Annotated in this window: 19 protein-coding genes; 10 read left to right on the forward strand and 9 right to left on the reverse strand. The window is 35.7% G+C overall.

Annotated elements, in window-relative coordinates; genetic code table 11:
* Window positions 1–61 precede the first annotated feature (61 nt).
* Entirely contained in the window at window positions 62–1,051 is a 990-nt protein-coding gene (locus L1S35_RS06180; protein ID WP_236397934.1) for an NAD-dependent epimerase/dehydratase family protein, read from the forward strand.
* Here L1S35_RS06180 and L1S35_RS06185 read toward each other — a convergent pair whose 3' ends face one another.
* From L1S35_RS06185 to L1S35_RS06195, 3 genes are read right to left on the reverse strand one after another with little or no spacing between them, the layout of a single operon-like run.
* Window positions 1,052–1,456, reverse strand: a complete 405-nt coding sequence (locus L1S35_RS06185; RefSeq protein WP_236397937.1) for a DUF4296 domain-containing protein — start codon at window positions 1,454–1,456, stop codon at window positions 1,052–1,054.
* A 10-nt stretch (window positions 1,457–1,466) separates the two neighbouring features.
* Entirely contained in the window at window positions 1,467–2,807 is a 1,341-nt protein-coding gene (locus tag L1S35_RS06190; protein ID WP_236397940.1) for a dihydroorotase, read from the reverse strand.
* 1 nt (window position 2,808) lies between these two features.
* Window positions 2,809–3,534: a polyprenol monophosphomannose synthase gene (locus tag L1S35_RS06195; RefSeq protein WP_236398348.1), complete on the reverse strand. Its 726-nt coding sequence runs from the start codon at window positions 3,532–3,534 to the stop codon at window positions 2,809–2,811.
* 109 nt (window positions 3,535–3,643) lie between these two features.
* On the opposite strand from L1S35_RS06195, the gene L1S35_RS06200 reads away from it, so the two are divergent.
* Together L1S35_RS06200 and L1S35_RS06205 are read left to right on the forward strand one after the other, a co-directional pair.
* The gene (locus L1S35_RS06200) at window positions 3,644–4,318 is read left to right on the forward strand and encodes a DUF4271 domain-containing protein (RefSeq protein ID WP_236397943.1); all 675 of its coding nucleotides are present in this window, start codon (window positions 3,644–3,646) and stop codon (window positions 4,316–4,318) included.
* A 10-nt stretch (window positions 4,319–4,328) separates the two neighbouring features.
* The gene (locus L1S35_RS06205) at window positions 4,329–5,078 is read left to right on the forward strand and encodes a uroporphyrinogen-III synthase (RefSeq protein ID WP_236398351.1); all 750 of its coding nucleotides are present in this window, start codon (window positions 4,329–4,331) and stop codon (window positions 5,076–5,078) included.
* A 73-nt stretch (window positions 5,079–5,151) separates the two neighbouring features.
* Here L1S35_RS06205 and pckA read toward each other — a convergent pair whose 3' ends face one another.
* Together pckA and L1S35_RS06215 are read right to left on the reverse strand one after the other, a co-directional pair.
* Window positions 5,152–6,777, reverse strand: coding sequence for a phosphoenolpyruvate carboxykinase (ATP) (gene pckA / locus L1S35_RS06210; RefSeq protein ID WP_236397946.1), 1,626 nt, complete (start codon window positions 6,775–6,777; stop codon window positions 5,152–5,154).
* A gap of 81 nt (window positions 6,778–6,858) precedes the next feature.
* The gene (locus L1S35_RS06215; protein ID WP_236397949.1) at window positions 6,859–7,245 is read right to left on the reverse strand and encodes a DUF423 domain-containing protein; all 387 of its coding nucleotides are present in this window, start codon (window positions 7,243–7,245) and stop codon (window positions 6,859–6,861) included.
* Window positions 7,246–7,369: 124 nt separating this feature from the next.
* Between L1S35_RS06215 and L1S35_RS06220 the strand changes: the two genes are divergently transcribed.
* From L1S35_RS06220 to L1S35_RS06235, 4 genes are all read left to right on the forward strand, one after another.
* Entirely contained in the window at window positions 7,370–8,170 is an 801-nt protein-coding gene (locus L1S35_RS06220) for a DUF3108 domain-containing protein (protein ID WP_236397952.1), read from the forward strand.
* A 2-nt stretch (window positions 8,171–8,172) separates the two neighbouring features.
* A complete protein-coding gene (locus tag L1S35_RS06225; protein WP_236397955.1) occupies window positions 8,173–8,499 on the forward strand; it encodes a hypothetical protein in 327 nt (108 codons plus the stop codon).
* A gap of 10 nt (window positions 8,500–8,509) precedes the next feature.
* Window positions 8,510–9,883, forward strand: a complete 1,374-nt coding sequence (locus L1S35_RS06230; protein WP_236397958.1) for a saccharopine dehydrogenase family protein — start codon at window positions 8,510–8,512, stop codon at window positions 9,881–9,883.
* A 540-nt stretch (window positions 9,884–10,423) separates the two neighbouring features.
* A complete protein-coding gene (locus L1S35_RS06235) occupies window positions 10,424–10,894 on the forward strand; it encodes an Lrp/AsnC family transcriptional regulator (protein ID WP_236397960.1) in 471 nt (156 codons plus the stop codon).
* Between the two features lie 14 nt (window positions 10,895–10,908).
* On the opposite strand, the gene L1S35_RS06240 is transcribed toward L1S35_RS06235, so the two are convergent.
* The 4 genes from L1S35_RS06240 to L1S35_RS06255 form a co-directional block, all read right to left on the reverse strand.
* Window positions 10,909–11,487: an NUMOD4 domain-containing protein gene (locus L1S35_RS06240; RefSeq protein ID WP_236397963.1), complete on the reverse strand. Its 579-nt coding sequence runs from the start codon at window positions 11,485–11,487 to the stop codon at window positions 10,909–10,911.
* Window positions 11,488–11,645: 158 nt separating this feature from the next.
* Window positions 11,646–12,341: a zinc metallopeptidase gene (locus L1S35_RS06245; protein ID WP_236397966.1), complete on the reverse strand. Its 696-nt coding sequence runs from the start codon at window positions 12,339–12,341 to the stop codon at window positions 11,646–11,648.
* A gap of 71 nt (window positions 12,342–12,412) precedes the next feature.
* Complete coding sequence (locus tag L1S35_RS06250; protein ID WP_236397969.1) at window positions 12,413–12,598, reverse strand: hypothetical protein; 186 nt, start codon at window positions 12,596–12,598, stop codon at window positions 12,413–12,415.
* A 135-nt stretch (window positions 12,599–12,733) separates the two neighbouring features.
* Window positions 12,734–15,757 carry a leucine--tRNA ligase gene (locus L1S35_RS06255; RefSeq protein ID WP_236397971.1) on the reverse strand — a complete coding sequence of 1,008 codons (3,024 nt, stop codon included), beginning with the start codon at window positions 15,755–15,757 and terminating at the stop codon, window positions 12,734–12,736.
* 198 nt (window positions 15,758–15,955) lie between these two features.
* Here L1S35_RS06255 and L1S35_RS06260 point away from each other — a divergent pair, with 198 nt between their 5' ends.
* From L1S35_RS06260 to L1S35_RS06270, 3 genes are all read left to right on the forward strand, one after another.
* Window positions 15,956–16,831, forward strand: coding sequence for a cell division protein FtsX (locus L1S35_RS06260; protein ID WP_236397974.1), 876 nt, complete (start codon window positions 15,956–15,958; stop codon window positions 16,829–16,831).
* 63 nt (window positions 16,832–16,894) lie between these two features.
* The gene (locus tag L1S35_RS06265) at window positions 16,895–17,131 is read left to right on the forward strand and encodes a DUF3098 domain-containing protein (protein WP_236397976.1); all 237 of its coding nucleotides are present in this window, start codon (window positions 16,895–16,897) and stop codon (window positions 17,129–17,131) included.
* Between the two features lie 94 nt (window positions 17,132–17,225).
* Window positions 17,226–18,035 carry an undecaprenyl-diphosphate phosphatase gene (locus tag L1S35_RS06270; protein WP_236397980.1) on the forward strand — a complete coding sequence of 270 codons (810 nt, stop codon included), beginning with the start codon at window positions 17,226–17,228 and terminating at the stop codon, window positions 18,033–18,035.
* Window positions 18,036–18,038: the final 3 nt, after the last annotated feature.

Here is an 18,038-nt window from a genome sequence, read left to right on the forward strand (position 1 = left end):
TTGTTGATTTGGTTATTCGGTTATTTGGTTATTTGGCATCAATAATTTGTAAATTCGCATTATGATATTAGTAACAGGCGGAACTGGTTTAGTCGGAGCACATTTGCTTCTTCATTTGGTTGAAAATGGAGATTCAATTCGGGCAACATACAGACAAGCTAATACTATAGAAAAAACAAAATCCCTTTTTCAGTTACATCAAAAAGACCATTTATTTTCCAAAATTGATTGGATTGAAGCCGATATTACTGATGTCCCTTCGTTAGAAATCGCTTTTCAAAATATTGATTATGTTTATCACTGTGCCGGATTCATTTCATTTGACCCTGACGACGAAGAAAAACTGAGAAAAATAAACATAGAAGGAACCGCCAATATTGTCAATTTCTGCCTTGCATACCAAATCAAAAAACTATGCCACGTAAGTTCTATAGCCGCTTTTGGAAATGTTACATCAGGCAAAATTCATGAAGAAGCCGAATGGAATCCCGAAGTATTTCACAGCGATTACGCCATCTCAAAATATGGTGCCGAAATGGAAGTTTGGCGGGCACAACAAGAAGGCTTGCAAGTAGTAATGGTAAATCCGGGCGTGATTTTAGGCTCAACAATTTGGATTGAAGGAAGTGGAGCTATTTTTACTAAAGTCAAAAACAGACTAAAGTTCTACACACTAGGCGAAACCGGATATGTTGGTGTAAAAGATGTGGTTTCGATTATGATTCAACTGATGAAAAGCGACATTGCTGGCGAGCGTTTTTGTCTTGTTTCAGAAAATTTAAGCTATCAAAAAATAATCAATACTATAGCTCAAAATCTAAACATCCCAAAACCTAACATCTATGCAAAACCATGGATGACAGCTATTTTATGGAAAATAGATTGGTTTGCAAATACTTTTTTCAGAACCAAAAGAAAACTGTCTAAACATGCCGCAACAACTATTCATACGTTAGACAAATACGATAACCATAAAATAAAAAATGCTCTGAATTTTGAATTTCAAAGCATTGATAGTGTAATTGAAGAAATAATTTCCCGGCAAAAATAATTATTGCACTTGTGGTGTATCCGAATTTAAAGTACTGTTTGGATTCGGCGAAACAGGCTGACCATTTTTCTTCATATCGGCTTCAACTTTTACTGTTTCTGCACTCAGTCTTTCTTTAACTCTTTCAAACATTTTTTTGTATTCCGCTATATCGGAAGCATAATATTTATTGCTGTTCGCAAATTGAATACTGTCGATTTTGTATTTTTTATAAATATAATCGTTGCCCATTTTCGCTGTCATACCGCCATTTATATTCTGCATTTTGATGGCTTCCAATAAGGATATGTCGTATAATATATCGACCATTTTGTCTTTGCCAATAAGGTTTTTAGGCTTCTCAACTGAATTGCTGTTGCAGCCAAAAAACAGAACCATTAAACCTAAAAAGATACTATTTCTCATATTAAAAATTTTATCTGTCAAAAAGTAAACGCTTTCCAATAGGAATATCTCTTACTTTAAAATTGTGATAAACCAATTCGCCATTCACAAAGGTATGCGTAATTCTTGATTTAAAAGTGTAGCCTTCAAATGGCGACCAACCACATTTGGCGAGTATGTTTTCTTTCTTGACATTCCATGGTAAACTTGGATCTACGATAACCAAATCGGCATAAAATCCTTCTTTGATAAAACCTCTTTTTTCAATTTTAAAAATTTTCGCCGGATTGTGACACATTTTCTCTACAATCTTTTCTACCGAAATCTTTCCCTGATGATTAGCTTCAAACATAGCCACCACGGCATGTTGCACCAATGGTCCGCCTGATGGCGCTTTTAAATACGATTGCTGCTTTTCTTCTAACGTATGTGGCGCGTGGTCTGTTGCAATAACGTCAATTCGGTCATCGAGCAATGCTTCCCACAAAGCGGTTCGGTCAGTTGCTGTTTTTACCGCCGGATTCCATTTAATGAAATTGCCTTTGGTTTTATAATCTTCATCCGAAAACCAGAGATGATGCACACAAACTTCAGCAGTAATCTGCTTTTCCTCTAACGGAATTTTATTGGTAAACAACTCCATTTCTTTCGCCGTCGAAAGATGAAAAACATGCAATCTTGCTCCTGTTTTTTTAGCCAACTCAATCGCTTTGGAAGATGAGATATAACAAGCTTCCGTACTTCGAATTAAATGATGACATTCGACCGGAATGTCTTCGCCAAACTGTAGTTTGTATCTTTCTAAATTGTTTTTAATGGTCGTTTCATCTTCGCAATGCACTGCAATCAGCATCTTGGTAGAAGAAAATATTTTCTCCAACGTTTCCTGATTATCCACCAACATATTCCCGGTTGATGACCCTAAAAAAAGTTTAATTCCGGCAACGTTTTTTGGATTTGTTTTAAGAACTTCTTCCAAATTATCGTTCGTTCCGCCCATCATAAAAGAATAATTGGCAAAAGATGTTTTAGCGGCTATTTGATATTTCTCTTCTAAAATTTCCTGAGTAACCGCATTCGGAACAGTGTTGGGTTGCTCAATAAAGGAAGTGATTCCACCGGCAACAGCAGCGCGACTTTCAGAAGCGATATCACCTTTGTGAGTCAAACCCGGTTCGCGAAAATGCACCTGATCATCAATAGCTCCGGGAATGAGATAACTTCCTTCTGCATCAATTATTTTACAGCTGGATGATTTTGGACTAATGCTTTGGGCGATTTCAACAATAAACTCGTTTTCAATCAAAACATCGCCTTCAAAAACGGTTCCTTCGTTTACAATTTTGGCATTTTTAATTAAAACGGTATTCATTTTATAACTGATTTAGAAACTTCTTAAATCGCAATGATATAACTCCAAAAATAGCTTCCTTAATAATAGAACCGCTCATTTTGGATTGCCCTTTTGTTCTGTCGGTAAAAATAACCGGAACTTCCTGTATGTTGAAATTTTTGGCGAATGCTCTGTATTTCATTTCTATTTGAAAGGCATAGCCAATGAATTTAATTTTATCCAGATTTATCTTTTCCAAAACTTCTCGGTGGTAACAAATAAAACCAGCCGTTGCATCCATAATCTTCATCCCGGTAATCATTCGCACATAAACCGAAGCAAAATAGGAAAGCAACACTCGACTCAAAGGCCAATTGACCACATTTACGCCGGTAACATAACGAGAACCTATTGCCAAATCTGCTCCATTGAAATGACAGGCATCATATAATCTTTCCAAGTCATTTGGGTTATGTGAAAAATCGGCATCCATTTCGAAAATGTATTCATAATTATGCTTTAATGCCCATTTGAATCCGTGAACATAAGCTGTTCCTAAACCTGACTTTTTCTTTCTGACAGATAAAAATAATCTGCCTTCGAATTCAGGCTGCAACTCCATTACCTTTTCAGCGGTTTTATCAGGCGAATTATCATCAACAATTAGAATATGAAACTTTTTTTGTAACGAAAATACAGCTCGAATAATGCTTTCGATGTTTTCAATTTCGTTATAGGTTGGAATAATTACAATACCGTCATTCATAGTAAGTCCAGTCAAACTTCGTTGCAAAAATAAACTTTTTATCAGAGCACTATCTTAATAATTATATAATAATTTTAAGAAATAAAAAATTAGTAATTTTGTCGGGATTATGATAGAAACTCTTTTACAGCCGAGAATTTTAGAACCTAAAGATTGGGCAACTTATTTGTTCGTTTTGTCTTTTGTTTTGATTGCAATTACCAAGACCGCATTTGAAACTCGGTTTAGCGAATTTCTACGGATTTTGATTTCTGATAAATACATTAAAGTTTACAAAGACACTTCACATTTAATGAGTGGTTTCACTATACTATTATTTATCGTTCAAATTATTTCGTTTTCTTTTTTCATTCAATTAGTACTGAATTATCTTGGTTATGTTTCTAAATCGGATTGGATTATTTTCCTTCGGATTTTTACTTTTTTCGGAATTTTTGTGCTTTCAAAATTCCTGATAGAAAAGATTGTAGCTACCATTTTTAATATCGAAGAATTTGCCGAACAATTCAATTTGCAAAAGGTTAGTTACCGAACTTTTATCGGATTGATTTTACTTCCGATAAACATTTACTTGTTTTATAACAATACTCCATCAAATATTCTGATTTATTGCACAATTGCTGTGATTTTAATAATAAATTTGTTTTCTTATCTAGTTTCGTTGAAGATTTATCAAAACTTACTCATCGGCAAGTTGTTTTATTTTATTTTGTATCTTTGCGCACTTGAAATAGCGCCCTACTATTTCATATATTATTTGATTACAAAAAATTTAGCACATTAGAATGTCAAATTTGAAAGTGAAAACAATTTTGGTATCACAGCCAGAACCAAAAGTAGAGAATTCGCCTTATTTTGAATTACAACAAAAGCATAAGGTAAAGATTGATTTTCGACCGTTTATACATGTAGAAGGTGTAAGTGCAAAGGATGTCAGAGCTCAAAAAATTGACCTAAATAACTTTACGGCAATCATTTTAAACAGCAGAAATTCTGTGGATCATTTTTTTAGAGTGGCCGAAGAAATGCGTTATAAAGTTCCCGAAGATTTAAAATATTTTTGCCAATCAGAAGCGATTGCTTTCTACCTGCAAAAATATGTGGTTTACAGAAAACGTAAAATCTATGTTGGTCAAAAAGACTTTGTTGATTTGTCTCCACTAATCAAAAAATACAAAGACGAAAAATTTCTTTTACCGGCTTCTGACCAATTAAATTTTGATGTTCCGCAAACATTGAATGCTTTAAAAGTAGATTGGACACAAGCAACTTTCTATAAAACGGTAATGAGCGACTTGTCTGATTTGGCAGATGTTTATTATGATGTTTTGGCTTTCTTTAGTCCAACCGGAATAAAGTCATTATTCAAAAACTTCCCTGATTTTAAACAAAACAATACCCGTATTGCTGTTTTCGGCAGCACTACTCAAAAAGAAGCTTTAGAGCACGGATTACGTATCGATATTTTGGCACCAACACCGGAAACACCATCCATGACAATGGCTTTGGAAAGATATATCGCCGACGCCAACAAAGGAAAATAAAACAAAATTATCATCATAAAAAAAGCCATTCTCAATTAAGGGAATGGCTTTTTTCTTTGGTTAGGTTGGTTAATTATAATTGTGGTCCGGCTTTCACCAAGCTTGTTCCTTTTTCATTATCGGTGTATTGTTCGAAATTTTTAATGAAAAGCAATGCTAAGTTGTTGGCTTTTGAATTCCAATCTGAAGCGTTTTCATAAGTATCTCTTGGATCTAAAATTGATGAATTCACATCATGCAAAGACATCGGAACTTCTAAATTGAAAACCGGAACCGTTTTAGTAGCCGCATTTTCAATTGAACCATCTAAGATAGCATCAATAATAGCTCGCGTATCTTTTATCGAAATACGTTTTCCTGTTCCGTTCCAACCAGTGTTTACCATATACGCTTTGGCTTGGTTTTGTTCCATTTTCTTTACCAATTCTTCTCCGTATTTTGTTGGATGTAAGGTCAAAAATGCTTTTCCGAAACAAGCTGAGAATGTAGGTGTTGGTTCTGTAATTCCGCGTTCTGTTCCTGCTAATTTAGCTGTGAATCCGGAAAGAAAATAGTATTGAGTTTGTTCCGGTGTTAATTTTGAAACTGGTGGCATTACTCCAAAAGCATCTGCCGTAAGGAAGATAACTTTATTCGCATGACCTGCCTTTGAAACCGGTTTAACAATATTATGAATGTGATAAATAGGATAAGAAACTCTGGTATTTTGCGTTACCGAAGTGTCTTTAAAATCAATGGTTCCATCAGCATCAACCGTAACATTTTCTAACAACGCATCTCTTTTGATAGCATTATAAATATCCGGTTCGTTTTCTCTGCTTAAATCTATGGTTTTGGCATAACAACCACCTTCAAAATTGAAAACGCCTTCGTTATCCCAACCGTGTTCATCGTCACCAATTAATTCACGTTTTGGGTCAGTCGATAATGTTGTTTTTCCGGTTCCCGAAAGACCAAAGAAAACTGCAACATCTCCATCTTCCCCTTTATTTGCCGAACAATGCATAGAGGCAATTCCCTGCAATGGCAAATAATAATTCATCATGGCAAACATTCCTTTTTTCATTTCGCCACCATACCAAGTTCCACCAATAATTTGGATTTTCTCGGTTAAATTAAAAGCGATATAAACTTCAGAATTCAATCCGTAGGCTGCATAATCTTTGAAAGAAGTTTTAGAACCATTCATTACAATGAAATCCGGCTCGCCAAAATGTTCCAGTTCATATTCAGTTGGGCGAATGAACATGTTGGTTACAAAATGTGCCTGCCAGGCAACTTCCATAATAAAACGAACTTTCAATCGCGTGTTTTCATTGGCACCACAAAAGGCATCAACAACATATAATTTCTTTCCGGATAATTGTGTAGTAGTATTGTTTTTTAACGCTGCCCAAGTGTTTTGACTTATGGGTTTGTTGTCGTTAACTGCATTTTCAGAATTCCACCAAATGGTATTTTCGGTGATATTATCTTTAACGATGTATTTGTCTTTTGGTGAGCGACCGGTGAAAACACCTGTCATAACATTTACCGCTCCAAGTTCTGTAAGTTGGCCTTTTTCAAAACCTTCCAAATTTGGATTTAACTCATCATTGTATAACTTTTCGAAGGAAGGATTGTGAATAATTTCGTGAACATTTTTAATCCCATATTTTTCTAACGAAATCGATTTCGTAATTTGAGCGTAGTTCTCCATAGAAATTAGTTTGTGTTGCATTATAAATTAGACGACAAAGGTAAAAATTAAATTTTACAAACTATTTTTTTTATCAAAATATTATCGCTTTGCTTTCCAAATATTCCAAAATAAAATGCTCCAAGCCAGTATTAGTAAGGCTCCACCGATTGGAGTAACAATCCCAATAAATTTAAAATCGACTCCTGTTATGGGTTTTGTGGTTAACAAATAAATTGACCCCGAGAAGAAAAGTACTCCAAAAATCACCAATTGAAATACAGTTTTTTTGCCTTTTTCATTAAGTAAAGTATTGAGTCCTAAAAACAATAAAAAAAGTGCGTGATACATTTGATATTTTACACCTGTTTCAAAAGCGTTGAGTTGCTCAACCGACAATTGTTTTTTTAAAGCATGGGCCCCAAATGCTCCTAAAATTATCGCTATCATTCCCATCAAAGTGGCAACACTTGTAATTTTTCTTTCCATTTTTTATAAGTCTATACGAAAACACAAATTTATTCGTTATCTGAATACTATTAAAGAAATTTCACGTTTCTTTTGGTATAGGAACCATTTTAAAAATTTATTTTTGCAGCATTAATTTGAAATCATGAAATCGAAGATTCACGAATACCGAAAAAACAATATTAAAAGCATGAGTAGAAAGTTACTTTTTATACTTTGTTCCATTTTTGCTTTTACAACAGCTAACAGCCAAACCATAAAGGCTGGCGAAAAACTTGTTTTTGCAGGTTCCTATAATATGAGTGGTTTGATGACGCAATTGGCACAAGTTACGATGTCGACCGAAAACGTTACTACTTCAAAAAACACCTACTTGCATTTGAGTTGCGAATTATCAACGTATAGCAAATGGGATTCGTTTTTCAAAATCAGAGACTTATATGAATCTTATGTAAATCCGATAACTTTAAAACCTGCATTGTATAAAAGGAATATAGACGAAGGCGGTTGGACCAAAAAAGAAAAATACGTTTTCAAAGGGAACACCGTTAAAAGTACTTCCAAGAAAAGAAAGAATCCCGAAACTCAAAGTACCTTTACCATTGGCAATTCAACACAAGATGTGATTTCGCTTTTGTATAAAGTAAGAACTATGGATTTGTCGAAATTTAAAGTAGGACAAACACAAAACCTAATAATTGTTTTTGACGAAAAACAAATTCCGGTTACCTTAAAATTTATGGGAAAAGAAACTGTTTCTGCCGGTAATTTAGGCAGTAAAGAATGTTACAAACTTTCCATTGGAGCAAAAACAGATGCACTTAAAGGAAAAGACAAAAACCTTATTTGGCTTACAGCTGACAATAAAAAAGTTCCGGCTTTACTAAAGTTTAGCATTCCGGTTGGAACCGGACAATTGACCTTAACCTCAGCAAGCGGGATTTAATCATGAGAAAATTATTTTTAGTTTTAGGAATAGTATTTACAGCTTTAGCAATCGCTTTTTCTTTATTACCTTTAGATACTATTGCTTTTCTACCAATTGGCTTGGCTATGGTTTTTTGTTTATTATTACTTAAAAAATCTGAGCCAAATCAAAAAAAACTTCCTAATATTTTACTACTTTTATGTGTACTTTCTTCCGTATTTGTTTTGGGTAAAGCACTGCTGATAAAAGACGAAGTCGTGAAAGACGCTCAGTTTGAAAAAGAAAAAATCGAAACCAAAAAAGAAGCCCAAAAAGAGCTCGAAGATTTAGAAAAGGATTTGGAATAACAACAATAGCATGAGAAACATTTTAATCATTGGTGCCGGACGTTCAGCATCTTCACTAATAAAATATCTTTTAAGAAAGTCTACTCAGGAAAACTTAAATGTAACCATAGGTGATTTATCAATAGAATTAGCCAGAAGAAAAACATACAGTCATCCCAATGCCAACCCAATTGCTTTAGACATAAACGATGTTGAACAACGTCGAGCAGAAATTCAAAAAGCAGATATCGTTATTTCTATGTTACCAGCGCACATGCACATTGAAGTAGCAAAAGACTGCGTGACTTTCAAAAAAAATATGGTCACAGCTTCCTATATTTCTGATGAAATGCAGAGTTTGGACGAAGCCGTAAAAGCCAACAATTTAATTTTTATGAACGAAGTTGGACTCGATCCCGGTATCGACCATATGAGTGCTATGAAAGTGATTCACGAAATTGAAGACAAAGGCGGAAAAATGATTTTATTCGAATCGTTTTGCGGCGGATTAGTTGCTCCCGAATCAGATGATAATCTTTGGAATTACAAATTCACCTGGGCACCAAGAAACGTAGTTTTAGCTGGTCAAGGTGGCGCCGCTAAATTTATTCAGGAAGGAAAATACAAATACATTCCGTATCACAAATTGTTCCGTCGAACCGAATTTTTCCACGTCGAAGGTTACGGAAAATTCGAAGGTTATGCCAACCGCGATTCCTTAAAATACAGAAGCATTTACGGTCTTGATGATATTCTGACGTTATACCGCGGAACCATCCGCAGAGTCGGGTTTTCAAAAGCTTGGAACATGTTTGTACAACTAGGTATGACCGATGATTCGTATGTAATGGAGAATTCAGAGACCATGAGTTACCGCGATTTCATCAATTCATTTTTGCCATTTCACGCCTCAGATTCGGTCGAATTAAAAACCAGAATGTCACTCGGAATCGAACAAGACGACATCATGTGGGACAAATTAATGGAACTCGACATTTTTAATGCAAAGAAAATAGTTGGTCTAAAAAATGCAACTCCTGCTCAAATTTTAGAGCGCATCCTAAATGACAAATGGACATTACAGCCCGAAGACAAAGACATGATTGTAATGTACCATAAATTTGGTTACGAACTCAACGGCGAGCGCAAACAAATAGATTCCAAAATGGTGTGCATCGGCGACGACCAAATCTACACTGCCATGGCAAAAACCGTTGGCTTACCCGTTGCAATAGCCACCTTGCAAATCCTAAACGGCAACATCAAAACCCCCGGCGTACAATTACCAATCAAAAAAGAAGTTTACGCCCCAATTCTAAAAGAACTGGCAGCACATGGCATCGTTTTCCACGAAACCGAAATGCCATATGTGGGCTACAATCCTGATAAATTGCTTGGAAATTAATTGTTTTTGAAGCGAATGGCTTGGGCAGTTTCAGTAATCGCAATTCCCGCTTTCCGGGTTACGAGGTAACCTCTCCAATCGGGGCTATTCAGGAAGGGTCTTTTGTTAAATCAATTCTTAATTACACATTTTGCTTATACTTTATAACAAAATTTATATTTTTACTTTAAAATAAACTGTTGTTTTTAACAGAGCGCTTACAAACCAATTGTTGACTTAATTATATATCGCCCCGATGGGGCTGACTTTTGGATTGATAAATTATATACCATTATATAGTCCCGCTGGGACTAAAAAAGCTCCTTTAGGAGCGAAAGTTCGGTAGAAAAGGATTGTTTCATTTTTTTTTAAAGCCCCAGCGGGGCGATATATAAATGATTCGAAATTTTTATCCAACAATAACATTTCAAATATAATCTTATGAAAATAAATCAACTACAAATAGAAATTGATGATTTGATATTAAGAGGAGCAAGCCCAGTGGGCTTGAGGTATACAAGCTTTAGCTTGTTTCATAGTTCTTAAAACAACACAAAGCCAATGAAAATAAATCAGCTACAAATAGAAATTGATGGTATAGACAAGGAAATCCTCCGCAACCTAATGGAAGATGCCCGAAAACCAATATTGCAAATCGCCAACAAAATCGGAATTTCCGGTGCAGCCATTCACCAACGTTTGAGAAAATTGGAAGATGCAGGTGTGATTGCCAGCTCCAAACTAATGGTTGACACTAAAGTTTTGGGGTATAAAACCATGGCATTTATCGGAATTTATCTCGACAAAGCATCGAGCAATGCGGAAGCGGTTAAAGAACTCAAAAAAATTCCCGAAGTTCTCGAATGTCATTACACAACCGGAAACTGGAGCATCTTAATCAAAATGATTTGCCGCGATAACGAGCATCTGATGCAACTACTCAACAAAAAAATACAACCTATTAATGGTGTTTCAAGAACAGAAACCTTTATTTCGTTAGAACAACAAATCGAAAGACAGATTCAATTATAATTTGAAAATGGAAACTATACTTTAATGTGAGCCCAGTTTTCGCCACGTTTAATTCGGTGTATCTGCATTTCGCTGATGCCAAATTGTTTGGCTAACATCTTGATTCGGTTCTTTTGGTCCGGTTTATTCAAAAGCTTTTTCAAATGAATCACCTTGGTTACCGTAAGTTTTCTGCCATCAGATTTGATATTATGCTCAATTAATTTTTCCTTGGCATTAATCACATGTGGACTTTTCCTAACATGACTTTGCATTTCTTCATAGGTTGCCCATCTCAAATTTTCAACCGTATCATTATCGCGAACATAATCCAGGTGAATCACATGCTTTTGTTCTTCTGAAGTTTTTGGGATAAAAAATTCGGCTACCAGTTTATAGATAAAAAAGGATTTATAGGTTCTTTTTCCGTTCACCGATTTGCTGTAACGAAAAACTTTGTATCCATCGCACATCGAACCTTTTAATAAATTTCCATTACGAAAATTATCGGTAAAACTAATTAATCTTCCTTTGTTTGAAACAGCGTACCGATATTTCAATGGAGTTTCTAACTCGATTTCTCGAAATTCTTCGTTGGCATATAGTCTAATCATTAACTTTTGTGGTATTTGTTGCCCGAATTTATAAAAAAAATAAGTAGTAATTTAACATTACCCATCTTTTAACCATAGCTGCACGAAACGGATTACCAAAACAGCCTGCAACCAGGTAAAAAATAAAAAATCCGCTACACTTGTAACGGATTTTTCTGTTAATCTCTTCTTCCAAAAACCTGTAACGCCCAATATAAGAGCGAGGCCAATGCGCCTATTGCGGCAACTACATAAGTTCGGGCTGCCCATTTCAAAGCATCTTCAGCTCCGGCATATTCCTGCTGACTTAACATGTTCTTATTTTTCAACCAAGCCAAAGCTCTGTTACTGGCATCATACTCAACAGGCAAGGTTATAAAACTAAAAGCGGTGGCAACTGTCATCAATACCAAACCGATAACGGCCACATAAAACCCAAAACCTAAATGTGCTCCTGCTCCGAGAATTAAACCTCCGAAAATCAGCCATTGTGAAAGTGTGGATGAAACGTTTACAATTGGCACTAATTGTGAGCGTAACTGCAACATATTATATGCCGTTGCATGTTGGACAGCGTGACCACATTCGTGTGCAGCAACAGCAGCTGCGGAAGCATTGCGTTGACTATAAACTCCTTCGCTAAGGTTGACCGTTTTATCGGCAGGATTGTAATGATCTGTTAATTGTCCCGGAGTTGATATGACTTTAACATCATAAATACCGTGGTCGTGTAGCATTTGGGTGGCGATTTCGGCACCACTCATACCGTTGCGTAAATGAACACGTGAGTATTCTTCGAATTTGCTCTTTAACTTAGAGCTAACGGCAAAACTGACTAAGGCAATCAAGCCGATTAAAATATAGTATCCTAACATGATTTTTAAATTTTAATTTATAAGGCCTCATCAAATTGCAAGCCAACACTTTAAAGATGACAGCTTGTCATTTATCTGCAGATTGTGATGAAAGCAACTAGTTCAGCAGCTTCGTAATAAGTGAAATTAACACTTACAATTTCATAACCTGCATTTGCTTTTTCATTCAGAAATTGCTCTACTTTATCGGTTAGTTTTTCTTTCATGCTGCTAAAACCAGCTTTTTCAACAATGGTGTGGATTTCGTGTTTTTTCATGGTGGTGTTTTTTCTCTTATACGAGAATTTTAAAAAAGGTTACAAAAAGAGTTAAAAGGGATAAGGGACTAGGAATAAGTATACCAGCTTATCCCTAATCCCTTTTCTCTTATCCCTTAAAAAGTTCTGTGCTCTTTATCCAACCAAGTTAATAACTTTCCCAGGAACAATAATCACTTTATTTGGAGTTCTGCCATCCAATTGTTTGATGGTTCTTTCGTCTGCCATAACAATTTCCTGAATTTGCGGAACCGTTAAATCTAAAGGCAGCTTAATCGTAAAACGCATTTTTCCGTTAAACGAAACCGGATATTCTTTTTCAGATTCTACTAAATATTTCTCTTCACAAATTGGAAAAGCAACGGTTGAAATAGAACCTTCGTGACCTAATTGTGACCAAAGTTCTTCTGCAATATGTGGTGCATAAGGCGAAATCACGATTGCCAATGGTTCCAATATTTTTCGGTGATTGCATTTTAGTGTTGACAATTCATTTACACAAATCATAAACTGCGATACCGAAGTATTGAACGAGAAGTTCTCGATATCTTCGGTTACTTTTTTAATTGTTTTATGTAACGATTTATACATATCAGCTGTTGGTTCAGCATCAGAAATATTTAAACCTGTGTTATCATCAAAATACAAACGCCATAGTTTTTTCAGAAAGCCTGAAACTCCGGTGATTCCGGCAGTATTCCAAGGTTTTGCCTGCTCTAAGGGACCAAGAAACATTTCGTAAAGTCTTAAAGTATCAGCACCATAATCGTTACAAATATCATCCGGATTGACAACATTGTATTTGGATTTCGACATTTTTTCGACTTCGCGACCAACAATGTATTTGCCGTTTTCCAAAATGAATTCAGCATCTTTATAATCAGCATATAATGGATGCTTTTTGAAAGCTTCAATATCTAATTCATTTGTAATGTCATTGATTACAGCTAAATCAACATGGATTGGTTGGAAATTATAATCTAAAGCAACAATAATATTCTCTTCAACACCAACTTTTGCAAGTAAATTAGATTTAAAATCCTCTTCTAACTTTGAAATAAAAGCATAAACTTCTTCAGTGGCATTTTCTTTTAATAAACTATCTAAAATTGATTTTGAAACAAATACTGGATTTGAAACTACTTCCTTTTTTATAACTTCATCTAAATTTGAATTATTAAAATTTACTTTAAAATAGTTTCTATAAGCAATAGCACTCATCCCCAAAATCATTCCCTGGTTAATCAACTTCTTGAATGGCTCTTCTGTTGGTGCAAATCCTTTATCTTTTAAAAATTTATTCCAAAAACGAGAGTATAATAAATGTCCGGTTGCATGCTCGCTTCCGCCTATGTATAAATCAACGCTTTCCCAATATTTCAAGGCATCAACTGAAGCAAATTCGGCATCATTGTGCGCATCCATATAACGCATCCAGTACCACGAACTTCCTGCCCAGCCTGGCATAGTATTTAACTCTAAGGGGAATACCGTTTCGTTGTCATTTTTATCATTATCTACCACTTCATTGGTAACGATTGACCAAGCCCATTTGGTTGAATTCCCTAAAGGCGGTTGCCCGTCTTCTGTTGGTAAATATTTCTCTACTTCCGGAAGTACAATTGGCAAATATTTTGAGTCTATCATTTGTGGCATTCCATTCACATAATAAACAGGAAATGGCTCGCCCCAATATCTTTGTCGGGAGAAAACAGCATCACGCAAACGGTAATTGGTTTTCCCTTTTCCGTGGTGGATATTTTCTAATTCTTCAATGATTTTTTTGGTAGCAGCTTTGTAACCCAAACCGTTTAGGAAATCAGAATTTGTCAATTCAAAACCTTCTTTAGCAGCAAATGCTTCCTGCGAAATATCCTGATTGAAAATGTTTTTGATTTCAGGCATTCCGTTTTGTCCTTTGAAGAAATTCGCAAACGCATAATCTCTTTCATCGCCACAAGGAACTGCCATAACTGCACCTGTCCCGTAACCAGCCAAAACGTAATCGCCAATCCAAACCGGAATCGGTTCTTTGGTAAATGGATGTTCGGCATAAGCACCCGTGAAAACTCCGGATATGGTTTTTACATCTGCCATTCTTTCGCGCTCTGAACGTTTTGCTGTAGCTTCAACATAAGCATCAACAGCAGCTTTTTGTTCCGGACTTGTGATTTGAGAAACCAATTCATGTTCCGGAGCCAAAGTCATAAACGTTACTCCAAAAATCGTATCAGGTCTAGTAGTAAATACTTCTATTTCGTATTTCGTATTTCGTACTTCAAACTTTACGCTTGCTCCAACCGATTTTCCAATCCAGTTTCTTTGTGATTCTTTGATAGATTCGCTCCAGTCAATCGTGTCTAAACCTTGTAATAGTCTTTCGGCATAAGCTGAAATTCGCATCGACCATTGGGTCATTTTTTTACGAATCACAGGATGACCGCCACGCTCTGAAACGCCGTTTACGATTTCGTCATTTGCCAAAACAGTTCCCAATGCCGGGCACCAGTTTACTTCGGTTTCTGCCAAATAAGTTAACCGGTATTGCAGTAATATTTTTTGTTGTTCATCTGAAGAAAATGCATTCCATTCTGTCGCGGTAAATGGTGTGACGTTGTCATCACAAACGGCATGAACCGTAGCATTTCCAGCATTTTCAAAAATAGATACCAAAGTCGAAATGTCTTCGGCTTTATCCGTATCCTTATTGTACCAAGAGTTGAATAATTGAATAAAAATCCACTGTGTATGTTTGTAATAATCGGCATTCGAAGTGCGTACTTCTCTACTCCAATCGAATGAAAAACCAATTTTGTCTAATTGCTCACGGTAACGTGCAATATTTTCACGAGTTGTTTTTTCGGGATGTTGTCCGGTTTGAATCGCGTATTGCTCTGCCGGAAGCCCAAAAGAATCGTAGCCTTGCGGATGCAACACATTAAATCCTTTATGACGTTTGAAACGCGCCACGATATCGGAAGCAATATAACCCAGCGGATGTCCAACGTGCAAGCCTGCTCCTGAAGGATACGGAAACATATCGAGCACATAATACTTCGGTTGTCGGTTGTCGGTTGTCGGTTGTCGGGCTTTGAATGTTTGATGATCTGCCCAATATTTCTGCCACTTGGCTTCTACTTTTTCGTGAAAATATTTCATTATGCTGGTTTTCTGCTTACAGTTGCAAATTCCGGCTAAAAATCTGCTGCAGAATAATTACTGACAACCGACAACCGACAACCGACAACTCAAAATAAGCGGCAAATTTACGTTTATTATAATAAAGTTAAAAGTTTGTACGTTATAAAGAAGAAAAACAATTTTCTTTATTATTTTTACCACATCAAAATACAATTTATGTCGTCATCATTTGAAAAGTTTCAGAAACGCAGAGTTATTACTTCCTATTTTTCGGTTGTTTTGAGTATCTTTTTAGTGTTGTTTTTATTGGGGATTTTGGGGTTGTTTGTCATCAATTCCAAGCGATTATCAGACAACTTCAAAGAAGAAATTGCCATGACAGTTTTCTTTAAAACAGAAGCAACCGATTCTACAATAGCAGCTTTTACGAGTGAATTGAAAACAGCAGCATTTGCAAAATCTTTTGAATATGTTTCGAAAGAAGAAGCCGCAAAAAAACACATGAAAGTAATTGGTGAGGATTTTATGCAGTTTTTGGGTGTGAATCCGCTGCAGAATTCTTTTGACATTCACTTAAAAGCCGATTATGTTACCAATGCCGGTATTGCCAAAATTGAAAATCGTCTGCGCAAAAACGAAATGATTGCCGATGTGGTTTATGATAAGCAACTCGTGACTTTGGTAAACGACAATATCAAAAATATCAGTATGTGGATTTTGATTATCAGTTGTGTTTTTGCACTGGTTTCGGTATTGCTGATTAATAGTTCGTTGCGCTTATCAATTTACGCCAATAGGTTCATTATTAAAACCATGCAGATGGTTGGCGCTACAAAATCCTTTATCAGAAAACCATTTATTCAACGCAGCGTTTTACTTGGATTAATAGGTTCGGCATTAGCAGTATTTGCTTTGATTGGCGTCTTGGTTTATATCCAAACGACTTTCCCGAATTTGGGAATTATGGAAGATAAATTAGCCATTACCGTTGTGCTTTTAGGCGTGTTGATTTTGGGTGTTGTGATTACCTGGATAAGCACTTTCTTTGCTACGCAACGCTTTTTGAATTTGAGAACAGACGATCTTTATTAGTGTTCAGTCAATAAAAAATTAAAAATAATATTCAGCAGAGATGCTGAAATAAATTCAGCATAAATGAAAAACAACGAGCAAAAACCTGATTTTCTTTTTGAAAAAGCAAACTACAAAATCCTATTAATCGGTATTGCGGTTATTGCTTTAGGATTTATTTTGATGAGTGGTGGCGGAAGCGAAGACCCAAAGGTTTTCAATGAAGATATTTTCAGTTTCAGAAGAATTCGTTTGGCGCCAACTGTTGTTTTGATTGGGTTTGGAATTACTATATATTCTATTTTTAAAAAGAGCAAATAGTTTTTGGATTATTAGATTATTGGATTGCTGGATTATTAGACCGCATTCGATTAAATCTAACTTTCTGACAATCTAACAATCTAACAATCTAACCATGGATTATTTTCAAGCGATACTTATCGCCATTGTTGAAGGCTTAACCGAATACTTACCGGTTTCTTCAACGGCTCATATGATTTTCACCAGTTCATTTTTTGGAATTCAGGAAGATGATTTTGTGAAATTGTTTCAGGTTTCGATACAATTTGGGGCAATTTTAGCCGTAGTGTTCTTATATTGGAGGAAGTTTTTTGATTTCAGTAAGATTAACTTTTATATCAAATTGGCTTCTGCTGTAATTCCGGCCTTAGTTTTAGGAAAAATATTTGACGATAAAATTGATGCTGTACTCGGAAATCCAATTCCCATTGCGATTGTACTAATTATTGGCGGAATCGTTTTACTTTTCATTGATGGCCGTTTTCACAGCCCGACTATAGCACACGAAGAAGACATTACCATAAAAAAAGCCGTTACAATTGGATTTTGGCAATGTTTAGCGATGATGCCTGGTACAAGCCGTTCTGCAGCTTCCATTATTGGTGGTATGCAACAAGGATTGACTAGGGAAACTGCTGCTGAATTCTCTTTCTTTTTGGCAGTTCCAACTATGTTAGCGGTTACTACTTACTCTTTGTTTTTGAAAACATATGAAGTGTCACAACTCAAAGGATATGAATTGTTGACGCAATCTCCCGATAATCTTAAATTGTTTTTGATTGGCAATATTGTGGCTTTTATTGTGGCCATAATCGCGATTAAATTCTTTATCGGAATCATAAAAAAATACGGTTTCAAGCCTTGGGGTTATTACCGAATTATAGCCGGAGTTATTTTACTGGCTTATTTCTCTTTAAACAAATAAACT

The organism is Flavobacterium anseongense (genome assembly GCF_021608185.1).
GTDB lineage: Bacteria > Bacteroidota > Bacteroidia > Flavobacteriales > Flavobacteriaceae > Flavobacterium > Flavobacterium anseongense.